This window comes from Salinimicrobium profundisediminis (assembly GCF_026241755.1).
GTDB lineage: Bacteria > Bacteroidota > Bacteroidia > Flavobacteriales > Flavobacteriaceae > Salinimicrobium > Salinimicrobium profundisediminis.
This window is the reverse complement of sequence record NZ_JAPJDA010000006.1, coordinates 72410-92051: the sequence shown is the minus strand read 5'-3', so window position 1 is coordinate 92051 and position 19642 is coordinate 72410. Positions and strand designations below refer to the sequence as shown.

The window sequence follows — 19642 nt, the reverse complement described above, 5'->3', positions numbered from 1 at the left end:
GAACTCACAACTGAGAACTCACAACTGAGAACTCACAACTGAGAACTCACAACTGAGAACTCACAACTGAGAACTCACAACTGAGAACTCATAACTGAGAACTCACAACTGAACTTAGTTTTCGTTCTTCTATTCCTGTCCTTCTATCTCTCCTTTTATCATCAACTATATATAGCAAGGCCAAACCATATACAAATGCCGGTAATGCAATTCTCATGGCTGAATGATTAACAGTAAGGAACCAGAACAGCATAAAGCAAAGAAAGAAATAGTTGTTCTTGAACTTTAGCCAAAAGAGCATAGGTACAATAACTAAAATAGCCACTCCCAACAGCCCCAAAAGACCATGTTCAGAGAGTAGCCTGCTCACTTCGCTATGGGTGGCAATTTCCTCCCCCAATTCCTCCTCCCGGTAAGATTTGGCTTTTCCTACCCCTACTCCCACTACAGGATTATGATAGAAGGCTTCAAGTTCAGTCGACAAAAGATCTACTCTTCCCGTAGTCAAATCTTCCTTCTCTCTACCCCTTGCGTCTTTCCCCGTCCATCGGTTCACTATTAACCCGGAACTTCCGGCAGCCGATAAAGCCCATGAAGCAAAAAGAACTCCTACTAAAAAAATAATTTTAATTTGCAGTTGTTTCTGCTCCCTACGACCCTTCTTGTAGTATAGCAGAAATATAAAAGCCGCCGCACATATTAAAGCAGTTACTATTCCTCCTCTCGAAAATGTAATTATTGCTCTATAACTCATCATACCTAATAAACCAAGGTCAATGAGATTGACCCATTTACCCTTTACATCGAAAAGTCGAATGACCAACAATAAACTTCCCATTCCCATAATAGTGGCTATCTGGTTGGGCCCATAGCCTCCAGTGGCTGCATAGTTGGCTCCAATATTTATAACCATTTCCTGTAGACTTGGAGTATAGAAAAACAAATAGAACATGTTTGTTATTATAGGCAGCAGTAACATTAAAAGTACTTTTTGAAAATTTTTTTTAGAAATTTTCTTATAATAACAATATAAGGCAGAAACCCCCAGGCATACAGGCCCACTCAAGTTAAATGCCACAGCTTTCCTAAATACCTCATCATAGTCGGGGTTCAGAGAAGCAATCACAATACCGGGTACCAGGATCAATAGATAGAGCCAAAAAGGCGTGGTCTTCGCCGAAGTTCCTTTAAAAAGCATTCCTATTAGCAGAAAAACAATAACTGCATATTTACCGGTTTCATAAAAAACGACCCCTCCCGTCATTCTCCAGAATATCTCAACGCCGGCAATGTAAGCAGCGGCCATTAAAGCTTCGTTATTCTTATTTTTTTTCTGTAGGATAGTAAAGATAAAGTAAGCAAAAACTGATAGTGAATAGAGCATAGAGAGAGGCTCGTATAAATAAATAGCAAAAGCTATTGCCAAATGTAGCAACACCAATTTGATATACTCCACCTGTAAAAGGTTTTGCACTACTCTGGATGGTCTCTTATATCTCACTTTGTCTTTTTAACCTGCAACCTATTTTTCATTCCGAATGATCTGATCACAAATCTCTCATGAAGCTCAAAAGCTGTTTTAATACCTGCTTTTCTGAATAAGTTTCAAAAACCCTTTTTTGGAAAGCTACGGAATCTTTCCTTCTTTCAACTTCATTTTCCACATATGATTTAAGAGCCAAAAATAGGGCTTCCGGATCATTCGGGGGAACTAATACCCCCGCTGTTCCGACTACAGACTCACATTCTCCCACTTTTGTACAAACCACAGGTAAACCTGCAAAACCATACTCCAGGAGGGCAACGGGTAAGCCTTCCGAGGAAGAAGATAGCACCCCAAGATCAGCCTGTTGCAAAAGATTCATTATCTCTTCCCTTTCACCGTAAAAATAGATTTTATCTTCAAGACCATTTTCTTTAATAAACTTTCTTAATTCCTGGGAATAAAAATTATTCTCCTCTTTCCCTATTAAATGAAGGCTTACTGATGTATTGACCTGTGATAACTTCCCGAAAGCCTTCAAAAGATTCAGGTGGTCTTTGGGTGGTTTTAAATTAGCCAGATGAATAATTTTAAAACCTTCTCTAATTTGAAGATTATTATCCTTAGGCTCTCTTCCTCCAAAGGAAGCAAAATTAGGTATAAAAGCAATTTTATTACAATGAAGGTTTCTCTCTGCCCACTCCTTAAGTTGTAGGTTCACACTAATAATTCCGTCGAAATACTCGGAAAATATGGATAATAACCCCGGTCTCAGATCTTTCTCTGCCCTTGCCCCATAATGATCATGCCACACCAGCTTTAATTTCGGAAGAGATATTTTTAGAAGTACCCCCATGAACCATGAGCTACCATGGGCCTGTATGATATCTACCTTATTTTCTTTTACAAATTTCTTCAACTTCAGGAAAGCTCTAAGGTCAAAGGTTCCGGTTTTATTAAGGAATAAATAACCTACTTCGGGGGCTAATTGCTTTTTCAGCAAACCCTCCATTCGGGTACAACAGAGGAAAGAAGCATCTATCCGGGTCGTCAAAGCATTTGCGTAGGATACAGACATTTTTTCGGCGCCGCCGGGCCTTAGGCTGTCGATTAGCTGTAATACTCGCATTTTTCTGTTTACTGTTTACTGATTACCGTTTTTCTTACGAATGTCACACTGAGCTCCCCGACTGAAGGAGGGGATGGTCGAAGTGCTTTTTCACTAATGCTTCATTCTTATTCTTCCCTCTTTCCCCGTTTTACCCCGTCCCTAAAGGGAGCCGGGGAAAGCTTCCCTTTAGAAATACTTACCTCCTCATTAGGATGTCATTAGGATGTAAAAGCACTTTCTTTATCGCCTCCTCAAACCTCTCCAACGTATAATGCTGACTCCATTTTTTTGACTCCTCAGACATTTTCTCCATTTCTTCCTGATCAGCTAATAATTGTGCAATTTTCAGGACATCCTGTCCTCTGTCCTCTGCCCTCTGTACACTCCTATTTAACTTTTGGCCGTTAGCTGTTAGCCTTTGGCTTAGATCCTCTAATAATACTCCCCTACTACCGTAGTCGAGCATCCACGGCACACAACTAACGGGAGTGGCAATTGGAATGCAGCCAAAGAACATGCCTTCGGCAAGGGCTTTGGGCCAACCTTCAGATTTGGAAGGGAGTATCACAAAATGGGCTTTTTGGTAAGCTTTTTTCAAGTCCTCTAGAGGTCGGTTTCCTTTTATACTTATTAATTGCTCTAAATGATTTTCCCTTACGTAGGTTTCAAGCTTCTCTCTTTCCGGGCCATCCCCATATAGTTCCAATTTCATTGGAATGTAGCTGGCGCGGATCTCCTGATCCGCACCTTCTCTAAATTTATTTATTTCCTCCGCAAATTTAATCGCTTCCAGTGGCCGCTTTCCCTCCACCAGGTTGCCTACAAACAGGAAAATAAAAGGTTCTGAAAATGCCTTTTTTGGCACCTCAGTTTTTTCTCTCTCTGAAAAGGAAGCTGTGAAAAAAGGTATAATATTTCTTGACTGCTCCGGCCATTCTCCGTAAACCAGTACCTGCATATTTCTTGTCAAAAAGGTGTTGCTCAAAAGCCATTTTTGGAACCTGTAACTCCAGGGTTGTTTCGCCTCCGGGTCCCAGTTACCGGCATATTTAGCTGATTTTGGTTTGGACGGAAAAAAGATCTGGCAAATACATGCCAGCAGACCAATATTCCCCGGACACCGCAGATGCAAATGATCTGCCCTCTTCATTGCTCCCAATATCTTATAGTGTATATAGGGAATTTTTAAAATAGTCTTTAAAGCACCTCTCAAATTCAGAAAATGAAATGACGGAATTGTATTAAAAGTCAGATTTTCATGTTGGTAGCAATTTTGTCCGCCAACCTCCCCCTTTGGGGGCCGGGGGGCCACAACCTCCACCTCCTCCACATATTTCAACCATAGCTTCATCTCCCGCATATAAGGCGCGTAGGCATAATACCGGCCCTCCCGTTCAATATGTTCGACATGTGAAAATATCGCAAATTTCATCTATTCCTTTTTTTGCATCAGCATGCTCAAATGCATACAGCTGAACATATGTTCATCATCAACCGTCGAACGTTCCCAATCTTCGCGGTGCCAGGCGGCAGCTTTTTGTACTTTTTTTTCCTGAGAAACCGACAGGATATTGAGCAGCGCCGTCCACTTGGTCTTTCCCAGCACCGCCCTTCTTTCTACGATCTTGAATTCCTTTGCAAAACTGTAATAGGTCTTCCTGTTAAAAGGCCATTCCCAGTCCCTGTCACTTTGGAAGGGCCTATAGATCCTGCGGATTGTTTTAATAGGTAAACTTGTTTCCAATGGATCGTGACTGACAATTATTCCATCCTGATTAAGCTTTTCCTTCAGCTTCAGGATAAGTTGATCTAAATCCTTAAAGTGGTGCAGCACTCCATAAGCATAGATAAGATCAAAGTTTTTTTCTTCAAAAGCTTCAGAAAGAAAATCCATTGCTTCTGCCCGGGCTCCCGGAATATTTTTTAGGCGCCTGTTCAGGTTTTCGATTCCTTTGGGGCTGAGATCGATGCCAAGGTAACTTTTGGAATTTTCGGCCAGGTAAAAACTCAGGGAGTTTCCCTCATAACAACCCAAATCAAGCACTTTCTTTTCTGAAAGATCTCCAAACCAGGATTTGTGGAGCATATAAATATCGGCTTCGATACCTACCCTCTTCTTGATACGGTTTAGAGCCCCATTCCTCAGGGAAGACCAAAGCCGGGTGGGAAAATTTTTCTTCTTGGAATCATAGAATTCCCGCTGTCGTTGATTTACTGTTGGCCATTTCTTCTTCATATCCTTTGTTCCTGCTAAAGCCTTTTTATATCTAAAGCTGCAAATAATTGTACAAATCGACGAGATTCCATTTTACTGATCTTTTCCACTGAAGTTCTTTGTCCTCTCCTTTGCTCATGTCTCCATCATATACCATATAATAACCACCATCATCTATTGGCTGTACATCCAGGTGGTGCATGCCTCTCTTAAACCAATCAATTTCTTCCTGGGGTTTCAGGAGCAGCTTATTTGCCAATTGAAACTTAAATTCTTCCTCAGTAAAAAGCAGCTTATACAAAGAGATCCCGGTTCCATAGCCTTCTATATGATTTTGAAGGGGAAGATACCAGTCTTCATCAATTGAAACAAATCTTCCACCCGGTCTGCTTTCATTCCCCCAGCGAGGCTGAAATTCTTTTACCTCATTCCATTTTCCGTTAAGGGAGTCTGCCTTGTACATTACTTGTTGTAGATCGTCATCTACTGCCACAAGGAGATTTAGTTCCTTACTTAAAAGAATGGACGCATCCTTTAAAGCCCTGTCTTTAATCAATGTATCCACAACTTTCCAGGAGTAGGGAAAATTTTCAGCTTTATAAAGAAGCACCTGATTTGCTCCTTTGGTTTCAGGCAACATATAAAAATTTTCTTTATGCCGTAAGACCTGAGGGTAAGAAAGGTGGAAAGTTTCATCCAGAACAATTCCCTCATAGCTGTAATCCACCCCATCCTCAGAAGTGAAAAGTGCAATATTCGCATTGTCTTTGCCTTTGATCTCGGTAAATAGATAAAATGTGTCCTGCTCTTTTATGAAAAAAGGATCGGCTATATAGGCTATTTCTTCTTCAGTTATCCTGTTCACCTGTTGATGTGTAATTATACCACTGGGGCTGACATCCATACCCGAAATCTGAGAGGCTTCCTGATAACCTACCGACCAGTTCCCTCCCGGTGCGACCATGAAAGGATACCTGTAGTTCATTATTATAATGATCAACAGTAAAACTCCTAGGAATCCCAGGAAAAACAGTGCTCCTTTCTTCATTCTTCTCTCCGTATTTAAGGCTTAATCCTTAACATTTCCCTGAAAATTAGAGAAATTCTTCACTTCCACATCACTCCTATATAGTTTATCAAGGAATAACTTTACGAGTTCCCTGTTTTTTTGGGACTTCACACTCCGTCCAAGGGGAGAATCCTTATTAAAATATTTATTCCCCCCAATGCCCATATCCAGCCCATATACTTCCAGGGGTTTACTTTCAAGGTACGCCAGTAAAGCAGCAAACACCAAAGTATTAAAACCGGAATTCACCCTGTAGTGCCTGTAATCAAAAGCCTCCTGCAAAAGAATTTCTGCCTGGTAGTAAAGAGATTGTAGTTCTTCTTCGCTTTTATTTGTTATTAGAAACTCCCTTTTTTCTCTGGAATAGCGTTGTAAATATTTACGGGTAAGCCTGTAGATCTTGTGGGAGTGAGGGTTGTTGTAATTATACCAGAAGATACTCCCTTTCCAGCCATTCCCACCTTCATAGGTCTTTAAATACCTGGTAAGGTAAAACATATCGTAAAGCATATATATATGAGGAAGATCCTGCACCAGTCTTAGAGAATCATTACAGGCAAAATAGATGTTCTCCTTATCAAAAATTATTTTCGAGGCAGAAGGACCACTGGCCACAACCACGATCTTCCTGTATTCTTTGATTTCCATATAATCTAGAAGATCGCTCAGATCCTTAAATTTGGAATAGTCAAGCGGTTCTTTTTTTACGGTAGCAGGAAAAGGTTTTATCCTGTGAAAGAAATGCTGATAATTCCGTGATCTAAAGAGTGATTTGTAATTCATGAGCTTATTCTACAGAATTTTTAGATCTTAGGTGAGGGCGTTTCAGCAGCAAACTACACCAGCCTGCTATCCTGCCGAGGCTTTCTGTCAATGCTTCTTTCTTTTTTGAAGTATTAAAGATGTTACTAATGCGCACCAAAGTAAGTAAAAAAGAGGTGCCATGCCATTTCAGTTTGACTTTTGAGGAAGGTTTTGGATGTCTTAGTCTCCATACATACCAGCCATTTCTAACCACCATTTTCCCATACCTGAAATTGTTAGGCCTACCCGCTTCATCGTGATAATGCTCCAGTTTTGCTGCTGTGTTCACGTAAAGTTTACCTTTCCTGGAGACCCTGAGAGAAAAATCGGCATCTTCATAAAGACCATAACCTTCGAAGAAAGGTGAAAATTGAATTTCTGAAAAAATCTGTTTTCGATAAGAAGCAATACCTCCCATTAACATTTCTACTTCATATGTTTTTCCCGAGGGGGGAAGAAATCCGGCAGAATAACCATGAGAGAACTCAGGCATATAACCGGGAGGCACATCAGGTTGCAAACCGAATCTGCGACGTAATAAAAATCTGCTGCCTTCTTTTCGAATCCATCCATCAAACATAAATTCTCCAAAAGTTGGTGTATAATTCTCCTCCACTGCTTTCCATTTAGTTTCGTTTACAGTATATCCTGAAACTCCGTGTGCCTGGGGAAAACTTTGGTAAGTACCCAGGATCTCCTCAAAATAATTTGGGCTTATGATCACATCATCATCCAGGAAAAAGACTATTTCAATTTGTAGATCTAATTTAGAGATACCAAAATTTCGCTGTCGCGTTAATCCTCTATCATCTTTACCCACCTTAAAATACTCCAGCTTAGAAAATTCCTGCTGCTGCAATACCCTTTCAGTTTGATCATCCAGGGAACCATCTACCACCAGGATTTGATTTGGATAAACAGTTTGATCCCTTATAGACCGCATCAATTTCATTATCGCCTCCGGTCGTTGATAAGTACAAATGATCAACCCAGATTTCATACTGTTCTCTCTTTAAGGTTAATTTCCAGCAGCAATAACTTCTTTGCCCATGTTTTACTCTTCTTCCAGCTCTCTCTCATCTCCCTGTTATACTTAAACGGGTTCCTGACCGATTGCTTATTATAATATTTAAGAAGCAGGGAAGTCTTGAAACCCGCTATCTGTTCTTTTGAATAATATTTTAGCACATAAGCCATTAGAGTGGGGGATGGTTTTGGCTTTGGATTTCCTTTCTCCCATTCCATTATAGGTTTGTCACGAAAGCCACCAATGGGAGCCTTGAGATGATGAATAGTGATTCCGGGATGATATACAATATCACATCCCAGATTGCGCAGTTGCATTCCAAAATCTAAATCCTCACCATAACCGTGTTCATAAACTGGAGAAAAGAAACAATTTTTAGCAAATGAGGATTTGACAATACTTGTACCTGAACCGAAACTTCCCCATTGTTTTATTTTGTTAAAAACTGTTTTTTCTCCCTCCTGAACACAGTTCATGCTTAGGGCATCAATTTTATATCTATTGATTTCAAAAAATGCGTTCTCCAACGTATCATGCATGAGCCTAATATCATCATCTGCAAAAAGAACCCATTCAGACTTAATCTCTTTTAATGCTATATTCCGGGCATTACAGGCACCTGTTTGGTGGATGAAATGGTGAATGATCTCAAAAGGCCACTCTTCAGTTTCCAGATAACCCAGACCAGAAACAGAACTCCTATCGGAATTTTGTTCCACAATAATGATCTTTTGAGGAAGACGAGTTTGTTTGGAAAAATCTTTTAGAACATTGAACAAATGTTCCGGTCTTCCCATTGTTGGAATGATGACATCTATTGCATCTGATACCTCCGAAATCCTACCGGTAGAAATCTCAAGTCCTGACAGATCCACTTTATTCTGAAAATATTTGTTCGTTTTGAAGCCTTTCAAAAGAGATCTTAAAGAAAGATCCTTTTCATATTTATAAAAACACCATATAATGATCAACAACCATATAGAATTGTAATGCTGATAGACAAACGTAAAAAGCTGTTGTTTCGAAGCAGTATAGCTAATATTCTCAGCAGGCTGTTTTTGTAAGAGGCTCGGAGCGCTGTAACAGAAGAGGGAATTTTGCTGGCCTAGTTTAGCCACAGAGTTGAGAAGGTACTCCAGGTCCTTGATCTCACTCATCAAAGGCTTAAAACGGTTAAGGACCTTAGCATGAATCCCTCCCACATCCCTGCTCATCCTCCAGGTGGCAAATAGCACATTTCTGTTGAGAGTGGCAAATGGCAACTGCTCCACATATCCTATACTCTCAGGTAAAAAAGTAGTCTCAACAGCATAGGAAGCCATAATAAGATGATGATAAAAAATCTCCTTCCATTGGTTGAGATCCAGGTGTTTCAGATAAGATTCCTCACACCAGCCGATAAGTTCATTAGGAAAACGCCCGGCAAGTTCCCATAAAGCAGCAGTACAGTTTTCGCTTTTCAGAGATATTTCTTCCCCATTAGAAGAAATTCCTTTCACGGGAACAAGAGCTCTTTTATGAACGAGGATCTTCAAATTGAGGGACTTTGCAGCAAATATAATATAATTAATATTCTATTCTTTTTGATCCTTTGAATCGGATGAAATCTGGCAAAAAAGAAAGGGTCATCGGGTGAGTCTATAATCCTAAATTTGACTCGTGGTTAATTTAAAGTTTGATGCTCAACGTTAGGCTGTCCAAATTGTCGTCTACCATATAAATATAAGGTCTAGTTCGGTAAAAAGAAATAAGATGGAGCAACACAAGATCATTTACTTCTTTTAAAGTGTAATATTCAGGAACTTTTTTTCGTAGAATTCTTTTTAATTTATATTTCAGGGATCTTTGATACAGGCTTTTCTTTATCTCAATTTTTACAGCTCGGTTCTTAAAAGAAGGAAACTGCCCATATAAAAGATCATCAATTTTTCTTTTTTCATTATCTATACATTGGTCTGTCTTTAACTGATCTAAAAATTCGAAATCCTCCTTACTGGTAACTACTCCCCACTCTTCCCGATTTGTTGCAGTAGTGTTTTTTTGAATTGCCCATTGAAGGTGTTGATGGTTCAGTTGTACAATTCCATTGATTTGTAGCTCCCGGGTCAAAGTTTTTCTTTCTTCTCTCCGATATGAAGGATGCCATTGGTGGAGGAGCAAAATCTCTTTATCATAAAATTTTACCTCATATCCGGCATTCTCTATACGTACATGCATATCGGTGTCCTCGGCACCCCAAAAGTGATAGAATTCATCAAACCCGCGGAGGTCTTGTAATACCCTAACTGGAAACATGCTTAAACCAGTTGCTTCCCGGGTGCTTTTTCTATAATCCCCGGTTGTGAAATGATTCTGTGTTACCTCATCTCCTTCAGAAAGAAAACCCACCTGAAAATATGTGCTTTTATTGAGATCCTGAAGCTGAATGGCCTTTTGAATGAATTCAGGATGAAATATAATATCCACATCGGCCACAAAACAATATCCAGATACCAGTGTTTTTATTACAGAATTTAAAGCCCGACTTTTATTCCAGGGTTGATGTTGATTAAAGGCGTATCTATAATTTATAAAAGAATATTTTGCACAAAGTTCCTTTACTTGGAATGCAGTTTCAGGGGACGAACCGTAGTCTATGAAAAAAACTTCAAAGGTTGGTTTGGTTTGACTCCGTAAAGAATCCAGGGATCTTTTTACACCTTGTAAGTTACGATTGCGATATGGATAAATTATAGACAGCAATTTAGTTTTATAATTTTTTCTTGAGTAATTTCTTAATCCCCAACGTTTTTGATCTCATTTTATATTTTATTTTATAACTCCAATAGATTCTATTATAAAGTTTTTTTTCTTTTAAAACCTCATAAATATCAATGTTAAAAGGATCATTTGGAAAATTTAAAATCTTTCCAATAAATTGATTCTTCCTTTTATAAAACTCTTCAAGGTGAAAAACATCATGGTACAATTCAAGTTTATCATATAAATCTAGAGTTAGTTGAGTTCTTAAACACTTATCACATTTAGAACAATTAATTTTATTGTTCCTTTCATTTGGATTTGTACAAACATCTAAATGAGAATAAGTATCAGGAAATGTAGAAATGAAATTCGTTCTTTCAGTTCTCTTTAATTGAGAAACCGCAGAATGAAAAGTTAATGACTCCGTGGAAAGTAATCCTAGTATTAATGTATCATAATCCTGGTTATCTTTTGCATTCAAATTGAAAATATCAAACCGGTTCTTGGATGCCAAATAATAGTTTTTAAACAATTTTTGAAGATGGAGAATACAAGAAATATTTCTCAATGAGTTTGTTTGTAAAAAATTCATCTGCAAAATTTCACTAATATTGGAATCTACAGTAATGACGTCTTTCTCAACTTTATGAGCAAAAGAAGAAACTTGGTGCAGTCTATCGTTATAAACCTTCCAGGCATGTTCTCCTCCAAGATCTCCGTGAGAACCTGAATTGAAAAAGGTGAAGTATTCTATTTTAAAGGGTTCTATTTCATCTAAATGATCGTAGTAGGTTGCAAAGGAATCCACGCCACACGAAAGACCAGTTCCCGCTATGTTACCAATATTCAGGTCTACATCACTCAACTGAGTAGCATAGATCTTAATTTTTTTAAATTGTGGATTAGCCAGACAAAGAGCATTAATTAAGTAATGAGATATGTTATAGTAAAGTTTATGGGAAATTGCTGCATTAATTTTTATATCATAACCTTTTTTTAAAGCAAGAAATAATATCCCCACCAGAAAGGCATCTGCTTGCTCAACAACCAAATATTTTTGAAACTTTCCTGACAATTTGTACCACAAAACTCTTTCCTTACCATTAACGTTGATTTTGGAGGAAATATTTACAAATTGAATATCTTCTTTAATAACCGGTTGATGAATAACAATCATAAATTTTCTTCTATAAAACGATACTTTTCTAATACCTGATTTTTTATATACTGCCTTTCCAATTTTGGTTTGATATGTTTATTGTTATACTCAACTCCCAGTTGAACTAGTCGAGGACTTTTTAAAGTTTTTATAATTAAATCCGCAATTCCGGTACTGTCATAAGCGTTTTCAATTAAAAATCCATTTTTTCCGTTTACAATTATTTCAGAAGATGCACCGCCGGGATTAGATTGGATTGGAAAGGCCTCCATGACAATTGCTTCCAAAAGTGTATTAGGCATTCCATCTGAAATACTATTCCCAATATATATAAGAGATTTACCCATCAATCCCATAACCTGAGAATGAGAAATTCTTTCAAAAATTTCAAGCCTTCTTTCAAACCATAATTCTGTTTGAGAAACAAAATTCAGAATTTCGGGATCGGCTCCAAAAACAATAATTTTATTATCACCTAGTGAGCCTTTTATTTCATTTAAAGCTTTTAGTACTTCTATGCAACGACCATGTTTTCCCTGATACCCTTTTATTAATATAACTTTTCTTTCATTTTGCGAGGTTATGAGGTTTCTGAATTTCTCAAAGTCATACCCCCCACCTCCTGGAAAAACACCAAGAAATTCTCCTCTGAACCCATTTCGCTTCGCAATTTCGTAATCTCTTTTACAGTCAGCAAACATAAAATCAATACGAGGTAAAACTTTTTTAATTTTCATTCCCTGCATCCCTTTATTTTCATAAAAATACAAATCACTCCCCCAGGAGGAATATGTCCATTTTATGTTAGGCTCAGCTTTTAAAATTTTATAAATAGGAGTAACTGCAAGAGACATAACAAAAGAATGAACTATATCCGGTTTAACTTCTTTCAGCGTATTATTAAAAACATCTACTAATTTTCTTTCATTAAAAACATTGATGACTTTATCTAAAACAGGTGTGTTTTTTTTAAAAAAATATCTGCCGGGATAATTCCATCTATAACGCCATCCAGTTATTTGCTTTACAAAATTTATCTGTTCTACTTTAGTTTTAGAATCAAAAATATCCAACCAAAATATTTCGTGACCCGAATCCTTTAACTGTTCAGACCAATTAAAAAAATGAGGTGAAAAAATTGAAAGCATCAAAATTTTCATAATTCCTGAAGTCTCTTATAACCTAGTTCAGTGAAATCATCCTTATAATATTCATTTACAAATTCTAGTGTTTTTGGAGTAAAATGACCTAAAGGTAAATTGGATATCTTATTATTTATATTTAAATGGAAAATAGAAGACGGTTCTTTTATAATGTAATTGAAAATAAATCTAATATTCCAGCGACTATAAATATTGAAACCTCCCACTGAACTATTGATGTGCTCTAATTCCGATAATGGAAATGGTAATTTTTCACTAATCCTTTTGAAATCCTCTTGAAGATTTTCAAATCTGCCAATATAATCTATTAAACACTCATTATCTTTTCCAAAAAGATATTCAACCTGAGGCTTAACAAAATAATGTTTTTCTCTATGAAGTTTTGGAAAAACATATTTTATAAATGAGGTAAAAGAAATTATCCGATCGTAGTTAAAATGCCGGTAAATAGACACGATTCTTTCGTACGGATTCCGGACAATAGCAAATTTAAAATAGTCTTTGTATAACTTTTGAGATAAATAGGAGTGCTGCACGTATTCATAACTGGAAAGATGAGCTAAAGATAAAGGTCCAATTTTTGGATTTTTATTATAAGTGAGCATTAGAGGTGGACACTGACCATTATAAAATCTTAAATTCAAAGATTTCATAAAAGCATTTTCAATGCTCATACCCCCAGTTTTTGGAATATGAATAAAAATGCATCCGTGCTTATGTGAAATCATAGTTGCCAATTTTTTTAATTACTCTTTTCAAATGCATTACAGAAAGATAATTAAGTAATTCACCATAACCTTCTGATAACGAGGATTTATTTTGCAACCAACTTTTATAAAGTTTAGAAATATTAAGTTTAATTCGTTCCTCATCATCAATCTCACTCCACCAAGGATAATCATTTCCCAGTAACCTCCTGGATTCACTATAGTAAGGACCTAAGAGCAAGATAGGTTTTCTAGCCTGAATACAATGGGGGAATTTTCCTGGGAGAAAAGGACTAATCGGCCCTTTGGCTTCAAGAATTACATTTACCGCTGCCCTATTTTGTAAGGTCTGGACCTGCTCAAAAGGCAAATTTCCATCACTGCTATAGAATTGGGGTACTCCTTTTTTAATTTTCGCAAATTCTTCAGTATATCTTGATTCTGGACCTAAAAAAAGAAGTTGACTGTTTGCTGCCGCCTCCGGCACTTCTTTCACAAACCTCTTAAAGGCTTCGATCAACCCCATGGGATTCCTGGCACCCATCAAAGCACCCGCATGAACAATAGTAAAAGCCTCTTGTAGGAAAAATTTGGGTAATTCTGTAGTATTGATTTTTTCTTCAACAATTTGATGTGGAATTATTATTCGCTTTCCTTTCAACGGCAGATAATAGCTCTCCATCCATTCTGCCAGCAATGTGCTGGGATAGCAAGCATACTTCGCTTTACTGGCAATTTTTAAAAAAAACTTTCTTTTTTGCTGATGACCCGGTTCAACATAATCGTAAGGTCTGGGGTATGATGCAAAAGGATATGGATCGTGAATATAGGCCATCCACTTGTCATGCCACTGCTGAAAATTTAACATTGCATAATGTGGTCTAAAACTAGCTCCTTTACTTAAGGTTAGCACCATATCTGGGTCAATATCTTTTATTTTCCTTAACCCCCCCGTAATACTATTCCTATCGTTCAAAAAAGTTAAAGAAAATCCCAGCCATCTTTCTATATAAGGATTTAAATTTATTCCAATTTTTTTTCGCAAATGACGTTCCAGACGGCTAAGAAAGAAAAGTATACTCTTCCTATCTTCATTTAAAGCTACACATCTGATACCAGGCAATTGAATTTCCTGACGAGTGTAATGATAAACCACTACATGAAACCCTGCTCTGGAAAGATTTTTAATTAATGCAACCCGGCCTTTTGTTCCACTACTGTCTTCTACATCAATAGATTCAGCAACCACGAGTATTTTCTTGACCAAAGTCTTTTTCAATTTTTCCTGATTTTCGGATAAAGCTATTACTTCTGACCAGAATTTACAACTAGGCTTCTAAAAACTCAATCAATAATTAACGTCAAGTGAGATGACGAAGCAATTCCTTAAATTCGCTCAAACATTTTTGCAGGAATGAAGATAGACCTTATTGCAGGGACAAGACCCAACTTTGTAAAAATAGCCGCAATTATTCATGCTATTGATTCAGAAAGATCCATTAAATATCGCTTAATCCACACTGGGCAGCATTATGATGATGCCTTAAGTGGAAGTCTTTTTAAAGATCTGGAATTACCTGAGCCAGATATCAATTTTGGCATTGGAAGCGGCAGTCAGGCGGAACAGACAGCAGCTATAATGCTTGCTTATGAAAAAGCACTTCGGGAAGAAAAACCTGACCTGTGTCTTGTAGTTGGAGATGTTACCTCCAGCATGGCCTGCGCCATCACTGCCAAAAAAATGCAGGTTAAAGTAGCTCATGTTGAGGCAGGAATACGTTCTGGAGACTGGAGCATGCCCGAAGAAGTGAACCGTATTATAATTGACAGTATAACTGATTACTTCTTCACCACAACCCAGAGAGCAAAGGAGTTCCTCTTACAAATCGGAAAAAAGCAAGAACAGTTGTTCTTTGTGGGGAACACCATGATAGATACCTTGTTAAGATTTAAGCCAAAATTTAAGAAACCCGATTTTTGGGATAAGTTAAATTTGGGAGAAAAGAGCTATCTGGTACTAACCTTGCATCGTCCGGCTAATGTAGATGAATTAAAGAAACTAGCACAAATCCTAAATGAGATCATTCAAAATTCCAATGAGCTTCCTGTAATTTTTCCCATTCACCCCAGAACAAAAAAAGTTTTGTCAACTCTGAAAGTGCCAACACAAAGGCTACATCTTATAGATGCATTAGGTTACTTGGAATTCAATTATCTTGTACAACATGCGAAAGCAGTACTTACCGATTCAGGAGGTATTACAGAAGAAACTACCGTGCTGGGAGTACCATGCCTTACTCTAAGAAACAATACTGAAAGACCAGAGACTATTGAGCAGGGCACCAATGAATTAATAGGTGCAAATCCTGCAAACATTGCTCCTGCCTTGAAAAATCTCATTAATGGGATCACGAAACAAGGAAGTATTCCGAAATATTGGGATGGGAAAACGGGAAGAAGAATTATAGAGATTTTACTTCAAAAAAGTTAAACCTCTATTCATACTTAGTGTTCTATTTTTTGCCGTTTTAAAATATTTTAGTCTTAATAATGTCTGTACTTCTCTTAAAGCTATCTGAATCCCTTTTTTTTCAAACCTAAAGAGGGAAATTGTGAATTTTATAAAGCTAATCAAATAAAAATAGCTTAAAGTCTTCTTGATCTCGGGTCTGGATAGTTCTCGTATTACTATTCGTTCAAAGTTAACTTCAGGGTTTTTTAAGAACCTATTAGATTTTCTGCTTTGCCTATCATGAAAAATTTTGACTGAAGGCACAATTCCAATTTTTAGTTGATGAAATCTTACCCTATCAGCATAATTTAGATCTTCCGAGTAATGGTAGAAAGAGGGATTGAAACCTCCAACTGTTTCGAGACAGTTCCTGGTTAAAAGCCAAGCTGCTGCATTCACAAAATTGACAGCATAAATTTCTTTCAAGGGTTTTCGAACTGCCAAGTCCGAAGTTAGACCTTTACATCTATCGGCTCCTATAAAGGTTGAAAAATTATAATCCAAAGCACTTCCTGTCCCGTTGTAGTGCATAGGGCTCAAAACTCCATACTCTTTATTACTTCTAGCAATTGCAATCAACTTTTCAATAGTGTTGTTTTCCACCCAGGCATCTTGATTTAGTAAAAAAATATAATCTCCATGCTCTTTATAAGCCTTTTGAATTCCAATGTTATTTGCTGCACCAAATCCTAAATTAGAGGAAGATTGAATAAAATCAACTTCAGAAAAATTTCTTTTTATAAACGATTGGGTGCCATCTGTTGAACCATTATCTATAACTATAACATTTAATGGAATAAGACTTGACTGTAAACTTCCAAAACATTTATTGATCCATCTTTTGGCATTAAAAGTAACTATGACAACATAAACTTTCACAAAGGATATCTATTAAAAATTTGCTTCAATTTCCTTATTACTCTTGGCACCGGATGGAAAGTTAACCATAGCTGCTTTTGAACCTTAGGATGAAGAAGCCAAAAATAATTCTGATATAAGATTTTGGGATATAATAAGTAATCCAAAATTTGTCGATTTCTATTTACATTGGTGGCCTGTTGGTCATGTATCCTAAACTTCACTAGGGACTCATCAATTATAGCAATTTCGTGTTTTTTCAAAATACGATACCAATATTCATAATCTAGTATTTGTTCTAATCTTTCATCAAATTCACCAACTTCTTCAAATACAGATTTTGGAAACATAACTACACTTGGTTCACCTATTTTATTAAAAGGTGAAGTATAGAACTGTGGGGAGCTAAAAAAATTTCTATTTAAAATATTTATTCTTCTAGAAGGTAAATGTAGATGTGCCTGGAGATCCGCGTGTCTCTCAATCCATTTATTCGTCCTTTCAGTTTTCATCGATTTCTCAACCAAAAACTTCCTTTTAGAAACTACTAAACCTATTTCATTATTAAATCCAAAAATACTTACCATTTCATTCAGACAATTTGGTTCTAAAAGGTCATCTTGAAAAAGAAATTTAATATACTTACCATTGGCTCTTCTTATACTATTATTCCAATTTGCTCCAATTCCTTTTGGCCTATGATGGAAAATATAAATAGGGAAATCAACTTCTTCCGCAAACTTTCTAACTACCTCAAGAGTGTTGTCGGTCGAATTATCATCGCTCACAACCACCTCAAAATTAGTATAAGATTGAGATTTTATACTATTTAAGGTTTCTTTTATAAACTGCTCTCCATTATATGTTGGAATGCATATCGAAACCATTACTTTCATTTTTATTATTCTGAATAATTACGAATGTTAATTTCTCCATTTGTCCTTAAAAATAGAAAAGCCAAAAAATGTTCTGAAAAAAAGATTAATCACAAATTTTTCACTCTTTAATTTTATTTTATTCTCATACTTTATCCTGTCCACAGTCTCTATTAGTTTTTGAAAAGAACCTAACTGTTCAACATAGAAATGAGCATGTTTAACGCTCAGATATTGAAACATTTTTTTTTGTTTATTTTGGCTTATTTGAGTATTCCTTGAAACCTTTTTGATTCTATAAAAAAAACAAACTTCTTTTAATTTCTTTACTTTACCTCCATTTTTCAAGAGGGAAATCCAAAAATCCCAGTCCTCCAGCCCTATAGCCATATTTTCATCGTATCCCCCTATTTTACACCAGTCCTGTTTCTTAAACACTGCTGAACAAAAGATCATATTGAATCTAGCTAAATTGTTCAAAGAAAAAGGTTGTAGCTTCCATTTTTCCTCTATAGTTCCAAAAGTTTCAGCTTCAGAATAAACTAAAGTTAAATCAGGTTCCTGCCGAAAAGCATCCATAGCTAACCTGATATACTCTTTTGAAATTTTATCATCTGCATCTAATGGCAAAATGAAATCACCATTTGAATGGAAAATTCCGAAATTCCGTGCACTGCTCACTCCTTTATTTAATTGATACAAGTACCTGAACCTTCCATCTTTTGCAACCCAACTTTGGGCAATCTCCTCAGTATTATCTGGACTGCCATCATTTACAATAATACATTCCCAGTTAGAAAATGTTTGTTGTCTCACTGAGGCCAATGCCTCATCTAAATATCGAGCATGATTAAAGCAGGGAACTATAATAGAAACTATTGGATACTCCATTTCAAATTTTCCATAAAGAAATGCTTTCTAATTCTTTAAAAGCTTAAATATAATTCTTATTTGCCGAAGTTACTATTCCAGTATGCTACCGGAATTAAAGCAATGGCTGAGTAAACTGATTAACTATTAATATTTCTGAAATAGTTGGAAAATTATTGACTATAAAAGATATTCTAAATTTTTAAATGTTAATGGAGGATTAGGTACCACTAGTTTTTGATCAAATAATTCAAAACCTATTCAATAAACCTAGCTTTACCAAAAGCTTAATTTTTCTGGATTTTCTCAGACTACTCAAAGTTTCTTCTTTATGTTTTAGTTCTTTATAATCTGAAAGAAATGGATCAAAATGAGTCGCCAAAACAGATTTCCTTTCTTGTAATATTTTCTTATAATTTTTTTCCTTTGAACTTATTCCATCCAGGTAAAATACCGAAAGTGTACGATTAATTTTTCGATAGGAACAATTATATTTAAATAAAGCAAGAATTAAAAACTTCCAATCTGAAGTAATTCTCAAGTTTTCATCAAACGGCCCCACTACTTTAAACATTTTCCTTTTAAGTAAGATTGCTTGATGACAAATAGTGGCATTTATAAAAAATGAAAATCTTAAATCTGACGGGTAAGTTATTTGATTTGCAACTTGGTCTTTCCTAGTCTCTATATTAAAGTATATTACATCAAAAAAAATAACCTCATCTTTAATTTCAAAAAGAATTTTCTTACTATGAAAATGATCCCCACTATTTAAAAACAACAAATACTCACCCTTCGCAACTTGAATACCCTTATTCATCCCACTATAGATTCCGTTATCTGGTTCACTTGTCCAGTAATCTATCTTTGCTGAATTTTCTTCAAGATACTTTTTACTGCCATCATTAGAACCTCCATCAATAACAATATATTCAAATTCCTGCCAGGTTTGTTCGAAAACACTCTGCATAGTTCTTTTTAAACCTTCCAGATTATTGAGATTAACTGTGATAATGCTAAGAAGACATGGATTTCTCATTTTTTCAC

The 19642-nt window shown here is 36.4% G+C and carries 18 protein-coding genes; 1 reads left to right on the top strand and 17 read right to left on the bottom strand.

Annotation, left to right across the window (positions count from 1 at the left end):
• Positions 1 to 88: 88 nt before the first annotated feature.
• The 13 genes from OQ279_RS05005 to OQ279_RS04945 form a co-directional block, all read right to left on the bottom strand.
• A complete protein-coding gene (locus OQ279_RS05005; protein ID WP_266068738.1) occupies positions 89 to 1501 on the bottom strand; it encodes an O-antigen ligase family protein in 1413 nt (470 codons plus the stop codon).
• A gap of 46 nt (positions 1502 to 1547) precedes the next feature.
• Complete coding sequence (locus OQ279_RS05000; RefSeq protein WP_266068737.1) at positions 1548 to 2612, bottom strand: glycosyltransferase; 1065 nt, start codon at positions 2610 to 2612, stop codon at positions 1548 to 1550.
• A gap of 178 nt (positions 2613 to 2790) precedes the next feature.
• A complete protein-coding gene (locus OQ279_RS04995) occupies positions 2791 to 4026 on the bottom strand; it encodes a glycosyltransferase (protein ID WP_266068736.1) in 1236 nt (411 codons plus the stop codon).
• Positions 4027 to 4830, bottom strand: a complete 804-nt coding sequence (locus OQ279_RS04990; RefSeq protein WP_266068735.1) for a class I SAM-dependent methyltransferase — start codon at positions 4828 to 4830, stop codon at positions 4027 to 4029.
• 31 nt (positions 4831 to 4861) lie between these two features.
• Entirely contained in the window at positions 4862 to 5857 is a 996-nt protein-coding gene (locus OQ279_RS04985; RefSeq protein ID WP_266068734.1) for a glucosamine inositolphosphorylceramide transferase family protein, read from the bottom strand.
• A gap of 21 nt (positions 5858 to 5878) precedes the next feature.
• Entirely contained in the window at positions 5879 to 6661 is a 783-nt protein-coding gene (locus OQ279_RS04980; RefSeq protein WP_266068733.1) for a hypothetical protein, read from the bottom strand.
• A 4-nt stretch (positions 6662 to 6665) separates the two neighbouring features.
• Positions 6666 to 7682, bottom strand: a complete 1017-nt coding sequence (locus OQ279_RS04975) for a glycosyltransferase family 2 protein (protein WP_266068732.1) — start codon at positions 7680 to 7682, stop codon at positions 6666 to 6668.
• Positions 7679 to 9244, bottom strand: a complete 1566-nt coding sequence (locus OQ279_RS04970) for a glycosyltransferase family 2 protein (RefSeq protein ID WP_266068731.1) — start codon at positions 9242 to 9244, stop codon at positions 7679 to 7681. The genes OQ279_RS04975 and OQ279_RS04970 overlap by 4 nt, the downstream gene beginning before the upstream one ends.
• A gap of 133 nt (positions 9245 to 9377) precedes the next feature.
• A complete protein-coding gene (locus OQ279_RS04965) occupies positions 9378 to 10451 on the bottom strand; it encodes a glycosyltransferase family 2 protein (protein ID WP_266068730.1) in 1074 nt (357 codons plus the stop codon).
• Positions 10452 to 10458: 7 nt separating this feature from the next.
• The gene (locus tag OQ279_RS04960) at positions 10459 to 11628 is read right to left on the bottom strand and encodes a hypothetical protein (protein ID WP_266068729.1); all 1170 of its coding nucleotides are present in this window, start codon (positions 11626 to 11628) and stop codon (positions 10459 to 10461) included.
• Positions 11625 to 12770 carry a glycosyltransferase gene (locus OQ279_RS04955; protein WP_266068728.1) on the bottom strand — a complete coding sequence of 382 codons (1146 nt, stop codon included), beginning with the start codon at positions 12768 to 12770 and terminating at the stop codon, positions 11625 to 11627. Before OQ279_RS04955 ends, OQ279_RS04960 begins: the two co-directional genes overlap by 4 nt.
• On the bottom strand, positions 12767 to 13501 hold the full coding sequence (locus OQ279_RS04950; protein ID WP_266068727.1) for a sulfotransferase family 2 domain-containing protein: 735 nt from the start codon (positions 13499 to 13501) through the stop codon (positions 12767 to 12769). Before OQ279_RS04950 ends, OQ279_RS04955 begins: the two co-directional genes overlap by 4 nt.
• On the bottom strand, positions 13488 to 14759 hold the full coding sequence (locus tag OQ279_RS04945) for a glycosyltransferase family protein (protein ID WP_266068725.1): 1272 nt from the start codon (positions 14757 to 14759) through the stop codon (positions 13488 to 13490). The genes OQ279_RS04950 and OQ279_RS04945 overlap by 14 nt, the downstream gene beginning before the upstream one ends.
• A gap of 135 nt (positions 14760 to 14894) precedes the next feature.
• Here OQ279_RS04945 and wecB point away from each other — a divergent pair, with 135 nt between their 5' ends.
• Entirely contained in the window at positions 14895 to 15971 is a 1077-nt protein-coding gene (gene wecB, locus OQ279_RS04940) for a non-hydrolyzing UDP-N-acetylglucosamine 2-epimerase (RefSeq protein ID WP_266068724.1), read from the top strand.
• Here wecB and OQ279_RS04935 read toward each other — a convergent pair.
• The 4 genes from OQ279_RS04935 to OQ279_RS04920 form a co-directional block, all read right to left on the bottom strand.
• On the bottom strand, positions 15954 to 16871 hold the full coding sequence (locus OQ279_RS04935; protein WP_266068723.1) for a glycosyltransferase family 2 protein: 918 nt from the start codon (positions 16869 to 16871) through the stop codon (positions 15954 to 15956). The genes wecB and OQ279_RS04935 overlap by 18 nt on opposite strands.
• A complete protein-coding gene (locus OQ279_RS04930) occupies positions 16868 to 17746 on the bottom strand; it encodes a glycosyltransferase (RefSeq protein ID WP_266068722.1) in 879 nt (292 codons plus the stop codon). The genes OQ279_RS04935 and OQ279_RS04930 overlap by 4 nt, the downstream gene beginning before the upstream one ends.
• A gap of 27 nt (positions 17747 to 17773) precedes the next feature.
• Positions 17774 to 18616, bottom strand: a complete 843-nt coding sequence (locus tag OQ279_RS04925; protein WP_266068721.1) for a glycosyltransferase family 2 protein — start codon at positions 18614 to 18616, stop codon at positions 17774 to 17776.
• Between the two features lie 229 nt (positions 18617 to 18845).
• On the bottom strand, positions 18846 to 19634 hold the full coding sequence (locus OQ279_RS04920) for a glycosyltransferase family 2 protein (protein WP_266068720.1): 789 nt from the start codon (positions 19632 to 19634) through the stop codon (positions 18846 to 18848).
• Positions 19635 to 19642: the final 8 nt, after the last annotated feature.

What these genes read in the sequence shown, in the direction of transcription:
- OQ279_RS04995 (WP_266068736.1), bottom strand. Translation starts at nt 4,026, where the DNA reads ATGAAATTTGCGATATTTTCACATGTCGAACATATTGAACGGGAGGGC.
- OQ279_RS04955 (WP_266068728.1), bottom strand. Translation starts at nt 12,770, where the DNA reads ATGAAAATTTTGATGCTTTCAATTTTTTCACCTCATTTTTTTAATTGG.
- OQ279_RS04925 (WP_266068721.1), bottom strand. Translation starts at nt 18,616, where the DNA reads ATGGAGTATCCAATAGTTTCTATTATAGTTCCCTGCTTTAATCATGCT.
- OQ279_RS04950 (WP_266068727.1), bottom strand. Translation starts at nt 13,501, where the DNA reads ATGATTTCACATAAGCACGGATGCATTTTTATTCATATTCCAAAAACT.
- OQ279_RS04990 (WP_266068735.1), bottom strand. Translation starts at nt 4,830, where the DNA reads ATGAAGAAGAAATGGCCAACAGTAAATCAACGACAGCGGGAATTCTAT.
- OQ279_RS04920 (WP_266068720.1), bottom strand. Translation starts at nt 19,634, where the DNA reads ATGAGAAATCCATGTCTTCTTAGCATTATCACAGTTAATCTCAATAAT.
- OQ279_RS04985 (WP_266068734.1), bottom strand. Translation starts at nt 5,857, where the DNA reads ATGAAGAAAGGAGCACTGTTTTTCCTGGGATTCCTAGGAGTTTTACTG.
- OQ279_RS04930 (WP_266068722.1), bottom strand. Translation starts at nt 17,746, where the DNA reads ATGAAAGTAATGGTTTCGATATGCATTCCAACATATAATGGAGAGCAG.
- OQ279_RS04960 (WP_266068729.1), bottom strand. Translation starts at nt 11,628, where the DNA reads ATGATTGTTATTCATCAACCGGTTATTAAAGAAGATATTCAATTTGTA.
- wecB (WP_266068724.1), top strand. Translation starts at nt 14,895, where the DNA reads ATGAAGATAGACCTTATTGCAGGGACAAGACCCAACTTTGTAAAAATA.
- OQ279_RS04975 (WP_266068732.1), bottom strand. Translation starts at nt 7,682, where the DNA reads ATGAAATCTGGGTTGATCATTTGTACTTATCAACGACCGGAGGCGATA.
- OQ279_RS05000 (WP_266068737.1), bottom strand. Translation starts at nt 2,612, where the DNA reads ATGCGAGTATTACAGCTAATCGACAGCCTAAGGCCCGGCGGCGCCGAA.
- OQ279_RS04980 (WP_266068733.1), bottom strand. Translation starts at nt 6,661, where the DNA reads ATGAATTACAAATCACTCTTTAGATCACGGAATTATCAGCATTTCTTT.